Here is a 14,372-nt window from a genome sequence, read left to right on the forward strand (position 1 = left end):
CGCATGGCGGGCGTTTGCATCTGGGTCCGTGTCGCCGTGTGTCGGCCTGTGTCATCACTTTCTTCGAACTGACACATTGCTGCCGCATTCTGTCATCCGACCGCAATCCTGAGACGGATGTCCGCTTTGCAGCGCGCTTTGCCCTCCTTGAAACCCCTGATGTCGGCGCGTGGCCGCAGCGCATTGGCCTGCGTGCTGCTGGCCTTGCTCGCGCTGCAGTGCGCGCGCGTGGTGTGGGTGGTGATCACCCCGATCGGGCCGTTGGGCACCGCCGAGGCAGCGACGGCAGCTGGTGCGGATGTGCCCGCATTGCGCCGCGATGTGTTCTATCGCAGCGTGCCCGAGAGCAGCAGCGACGGCGTCGTATTGCATGGCGTACGTGCAGGTGGCACGCAGGCAGCCGCGTTCTTGAGCAGTGGCGATGGCAAGCAAGGTGCGTATCGCATCGGCGATATCGTTGTGCCTGGCGTGACGGTGCAGGCGATCGCGAGCGATCACGTGCTGCTGCGTACCGGTAGCGGCGTGCGACGTCTGGCCTTGGTGGAATCCACCGCGTCTGCGGCGGCCACATCGCCGGCAACGGCCGCGCCCGCAGCAGCGGGCGGCGCACCTGCGGTGACGTCGAATGTCGGCATTGCGGCTGGCACGGCCACGGCGGCGGCCGTCGACCCGCAACAACTGCTCACCACCGCCGGCCTGCGTGCAAGCGAAGACGGCAGTGGCTTCACCGTGATGCCGCGCGGCGATGGTGCACTGCTGCGCCAGGCCGGCCTGGCGCCGGGCGATGTGCTCACCCAACTCAATGGCCGCACGCTCGATGCCGAACACCTGCGCGAGCTGCAGGACGAACTGCGCGATGGCCAGGCGGCCACGCTGACCTACCGCCGTGACGGCCAGACCCACACCATGACCTTGAAGCGCCCGCAATGAATGCTGCCCGCCCCAGATGGCTGCTTTCGGCCACGTTGTTGCTCGCCCTGCCGGCGGTGCCGATGCTGTCGCTGCATGCCGCCGACGCGCCGGCCGTGCGCCTGCAGGATGTGGACCTGCGCGCCTTCATCCAGGATGTGTCGCGTGCCACCGGCATCACCTTCATCGTGGACACGCGCGTGCAGGGCACAGTCAATGTGGCGCGTGCGCAGGCGATGTCGGAACAGGATCTGCTCGGCATGCTGCTGGCGGTCTTGCGTGCCAATGGCTTGATCGCGGTGTCCAGCGGGCCGTCGACCTACCGCATCATTCCCGACGATACCGCTGCACAGCAGCCGGCCAGCGCCGCCAACGGCAACCTCGGATTCGCCACGCAGGTGTTCACCCTGCAACGCGTGGATGCGCGCAGCGCCGCGGAGATCCTCAAGCCCTTGATCGGGCGCGGCGGCGTGATCATGGCGATGCCGCAGGGCAACAGCCTGTTGATTGCCGACTATGCCGACAACCTGCGCCGGGTGCGCGGCCTGGTCGCGCAGATCGACACCGATCGCGCGGCAATCGACACGGTGAGCTTGCGCAATAGCTCTGCGCAGGAACTGGCGCGCACGCTGACCTCGCTGTTCGGGCAGGCGGGCGAGCGCAGCAACGTGCTGTCGGTGCTGCCGGTGGAAAGCAGCAATTCGCTGATCGTGCGCGGCGACCCGGCGCTGGTGCAGCGGGTGGTGCGCACCGCGGTGGATCTGGACGGGCGCGCCGAACGTCGCGGCGATGTCAGCGTGGTGCGGCTGCAGCATGCCAGCGCCGAGCAGTTGTTGCCGGTATTGCAGCAGCTGGTCGGGCAGACCCCGGGCAACGAGGCACAGCCCGGGCAGGACACGCGCTCCAACGCGGTGGATGTGGCCGCCGCCGCTGCAGGCGCTGCGCAGACGCAGGTGATCACACCGGCCGCCGGCAAGCGCCCGGTGATCGTGCGCTACCCCGGCTCCAACGCCTTGATCATCAATGCCGACCCGGAAACCCAGCGTGCCTTGATGGATGTGATCCGTCAGCTGGACGTGCATCGCGAGCAGGTACTGGTCGAAGCGATCGTGGTGGAGATCTCCGACACCGCCGCCAAGCGTCTGGGTGTGCAGCTGCTGTTGGCAGGGCGCAATGGCACGGTGCCGTTGATCGCCACGCAGTACAGCGGCGCCTCGCCGGGCATCGTGCCATTGGCCGCAGCGGCGGCCGGCACGCGCAGCAACAACGGCGACGACGATTCGGTGCTGGAACAGGCGCGCAATGTGGCCGCGCAATCGCTGCTGGGCCTGAGCGGCGGCCTGATCGGGCTGGCCGGGCAAAGCAACGATGCGGTGTTCGGCATGATCATCGATGCGGTCAAGAGCGACACCGGCTCCAACCTGTTGTCGACCCCGTCGATCATGACCCTGGACAACGAGCAGGCGCGCATCCTGGTCGGGCAGGAAGTGCCGATCACCACCGGCGAAGTGCTGGGCGCGGCCAACGACAACCCGTTCCGCACCATCCAGCGCCAGGACGTGGGCGTGGAGCTGGAAGTGCGCCCGCAGATCAATACCGCCGGCGGCATCACCCTGGCGATCAAGCAGGAAGTCTCGGCGATTGCCGGGCCGGTCAGCGCGCAGTCGTCGGAGCTGGTGTTCAACAAGCGCCAGATCGAAACCCGCGTGGTGGTGGAAAACGGCGCCATCGTCGCGCTTGGCGGCCTGCTCGACCAGAACGACCGGCAGACCGTGGAGAAGGTGCCGCTGCTGGGCGATGTGCCCGGGCTGGGCGCGCTGTTCCGGCACAAGTCGCGCAATCGCGACAAGACCAATCTGATGGTGTTCATCCGCCCGACCATCATCCGCGACGCGGCCGATGCGCAGCGCATGACCGCGCCGCGCTACACCTATCTGCGCGATCGCCAGTTGGCCGATGGCGACCCGGAAGCCGCGCTCGATGCGTTGGTGCGCGACTACCTGCGCGCGCAGCCGCCGCAGCTGCCGGCCGCGCCGTCGTCGGCCGTGCCTGCGCCGGCAACAACGCCTGCGTCCGGCGCGCGTCCCGCGCAGCGCTGATGCGATGAATACCGCGCGCGCCAGCATTTCCTACGCGTTCGCCAAGCGCCATGGTGTGGTGCTGCTCGGCAGCGACAGCGCCGCGCAGATCGGCCTGCGCGAAGGTGGCGATGTGCAGGCGCTGATCGAGCTGCGGCGTGCGCTGGGCATGCCGTTGCAGGTGCGCACGCTGGCGCCGTCGGTGTTCGACCGGCATGTGTCGGAGATCTACGCCGATGCCGGCATGGAGCAGGGCGTGCAGGTGGAGGCGCTGGACCTGCACGGCAGCCTGGATTCGTTGATCGACGATATTCCCACTGCCGATCTGCTCGACAGCCAGGACGATGCACCGATCATCCGCCTGATCAACGGCATCATCGCCGAGGCCGCCCGCCTGGGCGCCTCGGACGTACATCTGGAATCCTACGAATTGCGACTGCGCGTGCGCCTGCGCGTGGATGGGGTGATGCGCGAGGCGGCCACCTTGCCCGGACGCATCGCGCCGTTGCTGGTGTCGCGGGTCAAGGTGATGGCGCGGCTGGATATCGCCGAAAAACGCATCCCGCAGGATGGCCGCGTGTCGCTGGTGATGGGCGCCAAGGCGCTGGACGTGCGCGTGTCCACGCTGCCGACGCGCAGCAGCGAGCGGGTGGTGCTGCGCATCCTGGACAAGGAGCAGGGCACCTTGTCGCTGGCCCAGCTCGGCATGCCGCCGGCGGTGATGCACACCGTGCAGCGCGCCCTGCAGGTGCCCAACGGCATCGTGCTGGTGACCGGGCCGACCGGCTCGGGCAAGACCACCACGCTGTATGCGGCGCTGAGCCTGCTCAACGATGGCTCGCGCAACATCCTCACGGTGGAGGACCCGGTGGAATACGCCATCGACGGCGTCGGCCAGACCCAGGTCAACGCACGTGTCGGCATGACCTTCGCGGCCGGCTTGCGCGCCATCCTGCGCCAGGATCCGGACGTGGTGATGATCGGCGAGATCCGCGACGCCGAGACCGCGCAGATCGCCGTGCAGGCCAGCCTCACCGGCCACCTGGTGCTGTCCACCGTGCACACCAACGATGCGGTGGGCGCAGTCACGCGGCTGCGCGACATGGGCATCGAACCGTTCCTGCTCGCGTCGAGCCTGCGGCTGATTCTGGCGCAGCGCCTGGTCCGTCGCCTGTGCACGCAGTGTCGCGCACCGCGCCCGCTGGATGCCAGCACGCGGCAGATGTTGCAGGCGCCCGACGATGCAACCATCTACGCCGCCGTGGGCTGCGCGGCCTGCCACCACAGCGGTTATGCCGGGCGCGTGGGCATCTACGAAGCCATCGCGGTGGACGATGCGATGCGCCGCCTGATCGGCGACAACGCCGACGAGGATGCCCTGGCTGCAGCGGCCTTCGCACGCGCAGCGCGCCTGGGCGATGCCGCGCGCGCCGCTGTGCTGCAAGGCCTCACCACGCTGGAAGAAGCGCTGCGGGTGACCCGCCAGCAGGACGAGGCACATGCCACGGTTTGACTACACCGTGCTCGATCTGCACGGACACAGCCGCCAGGGCGTGATCAGCGCGGACACGGTACAGGCTGCGCGTGCGCAACTGGAGCAGCGGCAGTGGGTGCCGGTACGCGTGGAGGCGGCGGTGGCGGCCAGCAGCGTGCGTCCGGCGCGTTTCAGTGGCAAGGATCTGGTGCTGTTCACCCGTCAACTCGCCACGCTGGTGGAAACCGCGCCGCTGGAAGAAGCGCTGCGCACCATCGGCACGCAATCCGAGCGGCGCGGCGTGCGCCGGGTCACCGGCCAGACGCACGGGCTGGTGGTCGAGGGCTTCCGCCTGTCCGATGCGATGGCGCGCCAGGGCACTGCGTTTCCGCCGCTGTACCGCGCGATGGTGGCCGCGGGCGAGAGTGCCGGGGCGCTGCCGCAGGTGCTGGAGCGCCTGGCCGACCTGCTGGAGCGGCAGGCGCAGGTGCGCAGCAAGCTGCAGTCTGCGTTGGTGTATCCGGCGGCGTTGGCCCTGACTGCCGGTGCGGTGGTCATCGTGCTGATGACCTTCGTGGTGCCCAAGGTGGTGGACCAGTTCGATTCGATGGGCCGCGCATTGCCATGGCTGACGCGCGCGGTGATCGGCGTGTCGAACTTCCTGCTGCATGCAGGCATTCCGTTGCTGGTGGCACTGGTCATTGCGGTGATCGCAGCGCTGCGCCTGCTCAAGCGCCCGGAGTTACGCCTGGCGGCCGACCGTGCGGTGCTGCGCGCGCCCTTGCTCGGCCGGTTGATTCGCGACCTGCACGCCGCACGCATGGCGCGCACGCTGGCGATCATGGTCAACAGCGGGCTGCCGTTGATGGAAGGCCTGATGATCGCCGCGCGCACTGTCGACAACCGCGCCTTGCGCCTGGCCACCGACAACATGGTCACGGCAATCCGCGAGGGCGGCAGCCTGGCCGCGGCGATGAAGCGCGCCGGCGTGTTTCCACCGACGCTGCTGTACATGGCCTCCAGCGGCGAAAACAGCGGGCGCCTGGCGCCGATGCTGGAGCGCGCCGCCGATTATCTGGAGCGCGAGTTCGAGTCGTTCACCACCGCGGCGATGAGCCTGCTGGAGCCGGCCATCATCGTGCTGCTCGGCGGCGTGGTGGCGGTGATCGTGCTGTCGATCCTGCTGCCCATCCTGCAATTCAACACCCTCGCGCTTGGTTGAGCGCGGCCGCCTATCCCTGGAGATCCTCATGCAGTCCATCCATTCTCGCGCACGTCCTGGCTCGCTCACTGCGCGCGCGCGCCTGCGCGGCTTCACCCTGGTCGAGTTGATGGTGGTCATCGTCATCATCGGCCTGCTGGCCACGGTGGTGATGATCAACGTGATGCCCAGCCAGGACCGCGCCATGGTCGAGAAGGCGCGTGCCGACGTGGCGGTGCTGGAGCAGGCGCTGGAGACCTATCGCCTGGACAACCTCAGCTACCCGAGCACCGAACAGGGCCTGCAGGCCTTGCTCAATGCGCCGAGCGGATTGACCCGGCCCGAGCGCTATCGCCAGGGCGGCTATATCCGCCGCCTGCCGGAAGATCCATGGGGCCATGCGTATCAATACCGCCGCCCGGGCCGCAGTGGTGGCTTCGACGTCTACTCGTTCGGTGCCGATGGTGCCGAAGGCGGCGACGCCGACAATGCCGATGTCGGCAACTGGCGCTGAGTCGCAGCGGTGCTCGCGCAACCGGCCATGGCAAGGCAAACACGGGCATGTGCGTCGCGGGCGCAGGCGCGCGGCTTCACCCTGCTCGAACTGCTCGCCGTCCTGGTGATCACCGCACTGGCCAGCACGCTGGTGGTGCTGACCTTGCCCGATGCGCGGCGCGACCTGCACGACCAGGCCGATGCATTGGCTAGTGCCTTGCTGCACGCACGCGACGAAGCCATCCTGAGCCTGCGCATGGTCGAGGTGACCGTGGATGCAGGTGGCTACAGGTTCCGCCGCCAGGCGCAGCAACGCTGGGTGCCGCTGGATGAAAAACCGTTCGCCGCGATGCGCTGGCCTGCCGGCGTGCAGACGCAGTTGCCGGTGGGCGGGACGCAGTTGAGCGTGCGCTTCGATCCCACCGGTGCGGCCACGCCGCAACGCATCGCGCTGGGCGACGGCCAGCAGCAGCTGCAGGTGGTGGTGGACGCCGCCGGCGTGGTGCGGGTCGATGCGCCCCTGCGGTAAGCCCGATGCCTGCGCCGGATTTTCGCTGCTCGAACTGATGGTCGCGCTGGCGATCTTCGGCATGGCCGTGGTTGGCCTGCTGAACCTGTCCGGCGAAAGCACGCGCACCGCGGTGGTGCTGGAAGAGCGCGCACTGGCTGCGGTGGTTGCGGAGAATCAGGCGATAGACGCGATGCTGGCGCCCACCGCCGCAGCATTGGCGCCGGCGAACGGGCAGGAAATGCTGGGCGGACGCAGCTGGGACTGGCGGCGTACGTCGATGCCGGCCGGCAGTACCGGCATCGTGCGCATCCAGGTGCAGGTGCGCGCTGCAGCGCAGGCGCAGGAAATCGCCAGCCTCAGCGTCTTGCGGAGCGCCGAATGATGCGTGCACCTCGCAGCGCAGCGGGCAGTCGTGGCAGCGCGGGCTTTACCTTGATCGAACTGCTGGTCGCCCTGGCGGTGTTCGCGCTGGTGGCGGTCGCGGCGGTGGTGGTGATGCGCCAGAGCATCGACCAGCGCGATGCGGTGCGTGCACGTTTGCAGCAGGTTCGCGAGTTCCAGCTTGCACATGGCCTGCTGCGCAGCGACCTGCAGCAGGCCGCAGTGCGGCGCACGCGCAACAGCGAGGGCGGCGCTGCACGCACCGCGTTCGTCGCAAGCCCGCCCGGTGTGCCGGGGCCACTGTTCGGTTTTGTACGACACGGCTGGAGCAATCCGGATCACGCGCCGCGCGCGTCGCTGCAATACGTGGAATACCGCGTGATCGATGGACGCCTGGAGCGCAGTGCACGCCCCGCACTCGACGGTGCAGTCGCCGGTCCGCCGCAGGTGGTGTTGCGTGGCGTGCGCTCGGCGGTGGTCGGGTTCCATTATCGCGCCCAGTGGAGCGATGGTTGGAGCGGCGGGCTCGACGCGTTGCCGGATGCGATCTCGCTGGAGCTGGACCTGGAGCAATGGGGCCGCGTGCGCCAGTTGTTCCTGCTGCCGGAGGGGCGCGGATGAAGGCCTTGAACGCACAGGCCGGGCAACGCGGCGTCGCACTGCTGACGGTGCTGCTGCTGGTGGCGGTGATGACATTGCTGATGGTCGCAGTGCTGGACGATCTGCGCTTTGGCCTGCGCCGCAGCGGCAACGGCGAAGCGATGACGCAGGCGCAGTGGTATGCGCTGGGCACCGAAACCATCGCCCGGCAACGCCTGCAGGCACTGGCCAGGCGCGACCCGATGCGTACCACGCTGGAGGGTGGCTGGAACGATCAACCGGTGACCTTCCCGCTGGACGACGGCGCAGTGAGCGTGCGGCTGCGCGACCGCGGCGGCTGCTTCAATCTAAACAGCGTGGTCGCCGGTGCGCCCGAGCAATGGCAGCGCAGCGACGACGGCGCAGCGCAGTACCGCGCCTTGCTGGAGGTGCTGGGCATCGCACCGCAACAGGCGCAGGCGCTGACCGATGCGCTGGTGGACTGGATCGACAGCGACAGCCAGCCCGGTGCGCAGGGCGCCGAAGACGATCGCTACCTGCAATCGGCAGTGCCGTTGCGCAGCGGGGCGACCCTGCTGGCGGGCGTCAGCGAGCTGCGCGCCATCGCCGGCTACACGCCGCAGGTGATCGCGCAGTTGCGGCCGCATGTGTGCGCACTGCCGGAGGCGCGGCTGTCGCCGGTCAACATCAATACGTTGCGTCTGCAGGATGCGCCGATGCTGGTGGCGCTGACCGAAGGCGCCCTGGAATTGCCGGCCGCGCGCCGCGTCATCGCCGCGCGGCCGGCCGGAGGATGGCGCGACGCCAAGACCTTCCTGAGCCAGCCTGCGCTGATCCAGGCCGAGCTTTCCAATGCAGCGCTGGAACAGATCGAATTACGCACCCGTTATTTTTCCCTCTACAGCCAGGTCGACCATGCCGGCGCGCAGGTCGTGCTGGACGCCTTGCTGCAGCAGGATCCTGCCGGGCGCGTGCGGCTGGTGGCGCGCCAATGGAGTTCTGACGAATGAGTACCACCTTGCTGTTGCTGCCCGCCGATGCCACCGCGCACGCGATCGCCGTGCGTGTGGACGCGCATGGCCAGGTGCTGTCGCAGCGTGTGGCCAGCGCGCCGTACGAACCGTCCGCGCGCAGCGTGCTGGTGGTGCCGGGCGTGGATGTGCATCTGCGCTGGCTGAGCCTACCCGGCCGCAGCATCGCGCAGTCGGTCGCGGCTGCGCGCCTGCAACTGGCCGAACATCTGGCTGTGGAGACGCCGGCGCTGCATGTGGTGATCGCCGATCGCAACGAGGCCGATGGCACGCGCCTGGTCGCTGCGATGGATGGCGCAACGATGCAGCAGTGGTTGGCGCGCGCAGCGCAGCTGGGCGTCGTCCCCGATGCGGTGGTGCCCGATTGCCTGTTGCTGGAGCCTGGCGCGGATGCTGCGGCGGCAGTGGTGGACTGGGACGGTCGCTGGCTGATCCGTGGCGCAGGTCTGGCCTGCAGCCTGGAGCCGGAGGCTGCGCGCATGCTGCTGGGCGAGCGCGCGCCAGCACAGCCGCCAGCGCAGGACACCGCGCACGCCATTGCCTGCCTTGCGCAAGGCGCCGCGCGCGCGCCGATCAACCTGCTGCAGCACGCATTCGCTGCGCGGCCTGCCGCTGCGCGCACGGTCACTACGCGCCGTCTTGGGGCGCTGGCCGCGTTGGTACTGCTGTCGCCGCTGGTGCTGCTGCTGGCGCAGACACTGCGCTACGAAATCGGCGCGCGCCTGCTGCAATCGCGCGCCGCCGCGCAGTTGGGCGTGCGCGATGCAGCGGCGGTGCCGGCCGCCGATCGCCTGGCCATGCAGCTCGGCGACTTGTTCGCAGCGGTCGATGCCATGCCGGCGGCGGAACTGGATCAGATCGACTATCACACCACACAGCCGCTGCGCGGCACCCTGCTGCACGCCGATGGCGCCAGCCTGCAACAGTTGTCCACGCGGCTGGCCGGGGAGGGGTGGCAACTGCAGCCCGGCAGCAGCCAGGGCGAGGACGATCGCCTGCGAACGCCGTTCGTGCTGGGGCCATTGCGATGACTGCACCTGTGCAACGCGGCATGCAGTGGTGGCAGGCACGTGCGCCGCGCGAGCGGCTGATGCTGGGCGTGATGTGCGCTGCCGTGGCCGCGTTCGTCGCCTGGTACGCGCTCTACACCCCGTTGCGGCACTGGCGTGCCCAGGCGCAGGCGCGCTATGCCGCTGCGGCCCAGCTGATGCTCGATGCATCTGCGCAGGCATCGGCGAGCAGGCGTACGGCTGCACCTGGTACGGCGGCACTGGCCGAGCTCATCGCAAGCAGCGCACGCGATGCCGGTATCGGCATCACCGCCCAGCAGCGCAACGCAGCGGGCGGGGTGGACGTGCAGATCGATGCGGTCAGCGCCGTCAGCTTGTTCGGTTGGCTAGAGCGGCTGCGCCAGGCGCATGGCCTGGCGCCGACGCAGCTGAGCATCGTGCGCGACCAGGGCCAACTGCGGGTACGCTGCGGGTTTGCGGAGCCTGCACCGTGACGCGCCTGCGTTGGATCCTGGTCTTCCTGTTGATGGTGGGCGTTGCGCTGCTGGCATGGCTGCCTCTGCGCCTGGTGTTGCCACGCGAGGGGCTGCCGTTCTCGGCGCTGGATGTGGAGGGGCCGGTATGGGCCGGCACCTTGCGGCAGGTGCAATGGCAAGGCATCGCCTTCGGCGATGTCATGGTGCGGCCGCGCATCTGGCCGCTGTTGCGTGGACAGCGGCAGGTGCACCTGCAGGCCCCGCAGCTGCAACTGCTGCTGGTGGATGGCGCGCAACACGGTATCGGTGATGCGCAGGGCCAGCTGCTGTTGCGCCAGCCGGCGGGCATGGCCTTGATCGATCTGGCGGTGGAGCTGCAGCAGGTGGATCTGCTGTTCGATGCCACCGGCTGCGTGCACGCAGGTGGGCGGGTCGGCCTGCAACTGCTGGCGAGCGGGGCGGGCGAGCTGCCCGGTCTGCCGCCGTTGCGTTTGTCCGGGCAGCCGCGGTGCGTGGATGACAGCGCCGTGCTGAGTCTGCTACCCGATGCACCGTTGCCTGCCGGCGTGCAGGCCGATGCACAGCTGCAAGTGTGGCGCGATGGGCGTTGGCAATTGCAGTCGCGCATCGACCCGGGGCAGGACGCAGTGTTGGGCGTGGGCCTGCAATTGCTGGGCTTTGCCGCCACCCCGGAGCGCAGCTTGTTGCGCATCGATCAGGGGCAATTGCGCTAGGACTGCTGTTACGCGCGGCGCGGCAAGAACTCTGTCGTCTGCACCATTAGCGTGCATGCCTGGTGGCTGGCGTCTTCATCGCGGCCGCTGCGGTGGCACACTTCATTGATCTGTTGACAACGTTGTCGGCGTTGCGCCGCTAGCAGTCATTGCAGCAGTCGACGGGCCGCGTTGATAGGGCAGAGATGCTGCCCCGAGCACGCGGGAGCGTGCGGTGATCGACTGTGATGCAGCCCGCAATGCGTGCGCTGCGGTATGCACATTCCGGATCCGCCGGAATTGGTCTGGTTGCAAGGGATTGGTCAGTGACTGGTCCTGTGACAACGATGCCCGCTACGCACCCGAATGATCCTTTGTGCACCGTCGAAGGTCTTTAAAAGCAGGGCTCAGACGCGTTCGCAGTCGCCAGTCAAACACTTTCGACAGTGACTGTTGACAGGATCTTTTAAAGACCATAAGAATCAAATCCACTGAATTGGTATTTGCCAGTCAGGGCCGTTGATCAGCAATGGCATGCGATGTCCGTCCTGGGAGGGAGGCGGCATCGGCACCCACGGGGGGCCGTACGGGGTGCTCGCAGACAACAGATCGCAGGCGGTTCCGCACGTCCGGAACTGGTGGCCTGTGCGCGTGTGGGTGGGTTGCCCAGCGTCGTGATCTGTCTTTGCTGATCGATCGGAATGCCAGCCGCGTCGTCGTCCAGCCATTCCACCTCAGGATCTCCCATGTCACCTGTCCCGCGTGCCTCGTTGCGTTGTTGTTCGCCCTCCTCGCTGTCCGTCGCCATCGCGCTGTCGCTGCTTGCCTGCGGTGCCAATGCGCAGGCGCAGCAATCGCCGCCGCCGGCATCGGCGCAGATCTCCCAGCTCGACACCGTCAAGGTCACCAGCTCGTACCAGAAGAGCCTGATCACCGCGATGGACAACAAGCGCGACGATGTGCGCATGACCGATGGCATCTCTGCACAGGACATCGGCAAGTTTCCTGCCGAGAACATCGCCGAGGCGATCCAGCGCATCCCCGGCGTGCAGATCTCCACCATCAACGGGCGCGGCTCCACCATCAGCGTGCGTGGTCTGGGCCCGCAGTATTCGGCCACCACCATCAACGGCCAGGTGATCAAGAGCGCCGACTTCACCGACGGGTTTCGCTACGACATCATCCAGCCGGAAGTGGCTGCCGGGATCGAGGTGATCAAGTCGCCGTCGGCGGACATGGATGCCGGTGGCCTGTCCGGCACGGTCAACATCAACACCACCAAACCGCTGGACTACCAGCAGACCAAGCTGCTGTTCTCGGCCAAGACCCAATATGCGGAATTTGCCGGTGGCTCGCCCACGCCCAAAGGCGTGCTGACTTATATCGACCAGTTCAAGTTCGGCGGCGGCGATCTGGGCGTATTCCTCAGTGCCGGCTACCAGAAGCTCAAGGACCGCGCCGATTATCTGTGGATCGACCGCTGGTACACGCAGGACACCGACGCCGGCACCTTGTACATCCCGCGTCGTCCGCGCTATCGCTCGATCGAGCGCGAGACCACGCGCAAGATGTTCAATGGCGGCCTGCAGTGGAAGCCCAACGACCAGCTGGAGATGAACCTCACTGCGCTGTATTCGCAGGACAAGACCGCCAACGACATGAACCAGTTGGTGTACTCGTTCGAGCGCACTCCGCTGACGGTGCTGCAGACCAACCGGTTGACCGCCACGCAGGTGTCGGCATCGGACTACTGGCTGGAAAACAATCGCCAGATCGAACAACACGATCTGTCCACGCAGTTGCTCACCTACGACTTCAAATGGAAGGGCGATGCCTGGACGCTCAGCGGCGCGGCCAATTACACCCAGGGCAAGACCGACGAGAACGAACGTGCCGCGATCCTGGGCCGGATCCCCTCGGCGACGCTGCTGGATACCTCCAATCCCGACGCGATCTCGCTGACCACCGATGCCGACGCCAACGATACTAGCGCCTGGGACAAGCGCAATCTGGTACGTAGCGAATATCCCAACGGTTCCATCCAGTCGCTCAGCAACAAGGAATGGTCGCTGCAGCTGGATGCCGAACGGTATCTGGAGCTGGGTGTGTTGAATGCGGTGCGCTTTGGTGCCAAGTACCGCCGCGAAACCTTCGAGCGCGACGTGCGCCGGCGTGACTTTCTGTACCTGCTCAGGACCGGTGCGGTGTCGGGCTTCGACATGTTCCCGGAGCTGTCGGCCGCCAACAGCACGGTCAGCAACTTCCTCGACGGGCAGCTGGCCTCGCAGGACAGCTGGGTCACCCCGGACATCGCCGCCTACGCACGCTCGCTGGCGGCGGCCGGCATCAGCGTGCCGGTGCTGTTCGCACCGCAGAGCAGCTACAGCATCGAGAACGACATTTCCTCGGCCTATGCGATGGCGCGCATCGACACCGACATCGGCAGCATGCGTCTGCGCGGCAACCTCGGCCTGCGCTACGAAAACACCAAGCGCACCACCGACACCTACCTGACCCAGGCGCAGGCCGCCAGCGACGATGCCAATGTGGTGATCGGCACCGCGCGCGCGCCGTACGAGTATTCCAACTGGTTGCCCAGCCTGAATCTGGTGCTGGACATGCGCGACGACCTGCTGCTGCGCTTTGCCGCCGCCAAGGTGCTGGTGCGGCCGATCCTGGACAGCAACACCGCCATCGCCTCGACCATTTCCACCGGCACCAATACCGGCGGCACCACCACCTATGTCGTCACCCAGGGCCAGACCGATCTGAAGGCACTGACCGCCGACCAGGCCGACCTGAGCCTGGAGTGGTACTACGGCAACGGCGGCGCGCTGACCGTGGCCGGCTTCTGGAAAAACATCAAGAACGGCACCTTCAACAGCATCGTCTGCCCGGCCGCCTTCAACGGCACCGCGCTGTCCAGCAACGCGGCCGGCGACTGCGTGGACAGCGGCGGCGATATCTACGAGATCACCGCCACCACCAACGACCCGAGCAAGGTCAAGATCCGCGGTTACGAACTGGGCTGGACGCAATCGCTGGATGCCTGGCTGCCGATCGACGGCTTCGGGGTGACCACCAACTTCACTCGGGTGATTCCGCAGCGCGATACCGATTTCCAGATCCGCAACCTGTCCGAGCAGACCTGGAACGCCACCGCGTACTGGGAGAGCGCGCATTATTCGGCGCGCGTTTCGCTCAACCATCGCAGCGAGTACGAACAGGACAGCAGCGACAGCTTCTTCGCGCGCGAAGGCCACACCATGAAGGCGCGCACCCAGCTGGATGCGGTGCTCGGCTACCAGGTCAACGACAGGCTGAGCTTCCAGCTCGGTGGCCTGAATCTCACCAACCGCACCGAGGAGGCCTACAAGGACATCGCCAGCCGCTGGCAGATGACCGGCGTCACCGGCCGCAGCTACTACCTGTCGATGCAGTGGGACATGCTGTGATGCCGGGCCAGCGAGCACTGCGCCGGCATGCACCGCTG

The 14,372-nt window shown here is 67.4% G+C and carries 13 protein-coding genes; all 13 read left to right on the top strand.

Features of this window, described 5'->3' with window-relative positions; translation table 11 throughout:
* Window positions 1-117: 117 nt before the first annotated feature.
* The 13 genes from ABQY64_RS03900 to ABQY64_RS03960 all read left to right on the top strand — a co-directional run bounded on the left by ABQY64_RS03900 (window position 118) and on the right by ABQY64_RS03960 (window position 14,334).
* On the top strand, window positions 118-930 hold the full coding sequence (locus tag ABQY64_RS03900; protein WP_047128097.1) for a type II secretion system protein N: 813 nt from the start codon (window positions 118-120) through the stop codon (window positions 928-930).
* The gene (gspD, locus tag ABQY64_RS03905) at window positions 927-3,008 is read left to right on the top strand and encodes a type II secretion system secretin GspD (protein ID WP_349780738.1); all 2,082 of its coding nucleotides are present in this window, start codon (window positions 927-929) and stop codon (window positions 3,006-3,008) included. Before ABQY64_RS03900 ends, gspD begins: the two co-directional genes overlap by 4 nt.
* Window positions 2,959-4,500 carry a type II secretion system ATPase GspE gene (gene gspE, locus ABQY64_RS03910; protein WP_349780751.1) on the top strand — a complete coding sequence of 514 codons (1,542 nt, stop codon included), beginning with the start codon at window positions 2,959-2,961 and terminating at the stop codon, window positions 4,498-4,500. Before gspD ends, gspE begins: the two co-directional genes overlap by 50 nt.
* A complete protein-coding gene (gene gspF, locus ABQY64_RS03915) occupies window positions 4,487-5,683 on the top strand; it encodes a type II secretion system inner membrane protein GspF (RefSeq protein ID WP_054591982.1) in 1,197 nt (398 codons plus the stop codon). Before gspE ends, gspF begins: the two co-directional genes overlap by 14 nt.
* A 28-nt stretch (window positions 5,684-5,711) precedes the next feature.
* Window positions 5,712-6,176 (top strand): type II secretion system major pseudopilin GspG, encoded by a 465-nt coding sequence (gspG, locus tag ABQY64_RS03920; protein ID WP_228328689.1) that lies wholly within the window; start codon window positions 5,712-5,714, stop codon window positions 6,174-6,176.
* Window positions 6,177-6,203: 27 nt separating this feature from the next.
* Window positions 6,204-6,686, top strand: a complete 483-nt coding sequence (locus tag ABQY64_RS03925) for a GspH/FimT family pseudopilin (protein WP_349780739.1) — start codon at window positions 6,204-6,206, stop codon at window positions 6,684-6,686.
* Window positions 6,670-7,050, top strand: coding sequence for a type II secretion system minor pseudopilin GspI (gspI, locus tag ABQY64_RS03930; RefSeq protein WP_349780740.1), 381 nt, complete (start codon window positions 6,670-6,672; stop codon window positions 7,048-7,050). The genes ABQY64_RS03925 and gspI overlap by 17 nt, the downstream gene beginning before the upstream one ends.
* Window positions 7,047-7,670: a type II secretion system minor pseudopilin GspJ gene (gene gspJ, locus ABQY64_RS03935; RefSeq protein ID WP_349780741.1), complete on the top strand. Its 624-nt coding sequence runs from the start codon at window positions 7,047-7,049 to the stop codon at window positions 7,668-7,670. Before gspI ends, gspJ begins: the two co-directional genes overlap by 4 nt.
* On the top strand, window positions 7,667-8,659 hold the full coding sequence (gene gspK / locus ABQY64_RS03940; protein ID WP_349780742.1) for a type II secretion system minor pseudopilin GspK: 993 nt from the start codon (window positions 7,667-7,669) through the stop codon (window positions 8,657-8,659). The genes gspJ and gspK overlap by 4 nt, the downstream gene beginning before the upstream one ends.
* On the top strand, window positions 8,656-9,711 hold the full coding sequence (gene gspL, locus ABQY64_RS03945) for a type II secretion system protein GspL (RefSeq protein WP_349780743.1): 1,056 nt from the start codon (window positions 8,656-8,658) through the stop codon (window positions 9,709-9,711). Before gspK ends, gspL begins: the two co-directional genes overlap by 4 nt.
* Window positions 9,708-10,184 carry a type II secretion system protein GspM gene (gspM, locus tag ABQY64_RS03950; protein WP_349780744.1) on the top strand — a complete coding sequence of 159 codons (477 nt, stop codon included), beginning with the start codon at window positions 9,708-9,710 and terminating at the stop codon, window positions 10,182-10,184. The genes gspL and gspM overlap by 4 nt, the downstream gene beginning before the upstream one ends.
* A gap of 32 nt (window positions 10,185-10,216) precedes the next feature.
* Window positions 10,217-10,900: a type II secretion system protein N gene (gspN, locus tag ABQY64_RS03955; RefSeq protein WP_374151357.1), complete on the top strand. Its 684-nt coding sequence runs from the start codon at window positions 10,217-10,219 to the stop codon at window positions 10,898-10,900.
* Window positions 10,901-11,625: 725 nt separating this feature from the next.
* Entirely contained in the window at window positions 11,626-14,334 is a 2,709-nt protein-coding gene (locus ABQY64_RS03960; RefSeq protein ID WP_349780745.1) for a TonB-dependent receptor, read from the top strand.
* The last annotated feature ends 38 nt before the right edge of the window (window positions 14,335-14,372 follow it).

Origin of the sequence: Xanthomonas sp. WHRI 7065 (assembly GCF_040203115.2) — a bacterium.
Lineage (GTDB): Bacteria > Pseudomonadota > Gammaproteobacteria > Xanthomonadales > Xanthomonadaceae > Xanthomonas > Xanthomonas arboricola.

Excerpts from the sequence above, each read along its gene's own strand:
- ABQY64_RS03900 (WP_047128097.1), top strand. The coding sequence starts at position 118 with ATGTCCGCTTTGCAGCGCGCTTTGCCCTCCTTGAAACCCCTGATGTCG.
- gspD (WP_349780738.1), top strand. The coding sequence starts at position 927 with ATGAATGCTGCCCGCCCCAGATGGCTGCTTTCGGCCACGTTGTTGCTC.
- gspF (WP_054591982.1), top strand. The coding sequence starts at position 4,487 with ATGCCACGGTTTGACTACACCGTGCTCGATCTGCACGGACACAGCCGC.
- gspG (WP_228328689.1), top strand. The coding sequence starts at position 5,712 with ATGCAGTCCATCCATTCTCGCGCACGTCCTGGCTCGCTCACTGCGCGC.
- ABQY64_RS03925 (WP_349780739.1), top strand. The coding sequence starts at position 6,204 with ATGGCAAGGCAAACACGGGCATGTGCGTCGCGGGCGCAGGCGCGCGGC.
- gspI (WP_349780740.1), top strand. The coding sequence starts at position 6,670 with ATGCGCCCCTGCGGTAAGCCCGATGCCTGCGCCGGATTTTCGCTGCTC.
- gspJ (WP_349780741.1), top strand. The coding sequence starts at position 7,047 with ATGATGCGTGCACCTCGCAGCGCAGCGGGCAGTCGTGGCAGCGCGGGC.
- gspK (WP_349780742.1), top strand. The coding sequence starts at position 7,667 with ATGAAGGCCTTGAACGCACAGGCCGGGCAACGCGGCGTCGCACTGCTG.
- gspL (WP_349780743.1), top strand. The coding sequence starts at position 8,656 with ATGAGTACCACCTTGCTGTTGCTGCCCGCCGATGCCACCGCGCACGCG.
- gspM (WP_349780744.1), top strand. The coding sequence starts at position 9,708 with ATGACTGCACCTGTGCAACGCGGCATGCAGTGGTGGCAGGCACGTGCG.
- gspN (WP_374151357.1), top strand. The coding sequence starts at position 10,217 with ATGGTGGGCGTTGCGCTGCTGGCATGGCTGCCTCTGCGCCTGGTGTTG.
- ABQY64_RS03960 (WP_349780745.1), top strand. The coding sequence starts at position 11,626 with ATGTCACCTGTCCCGCGTGCCTCGTTGCGTTGTTGTTCGCCCTCCTCG.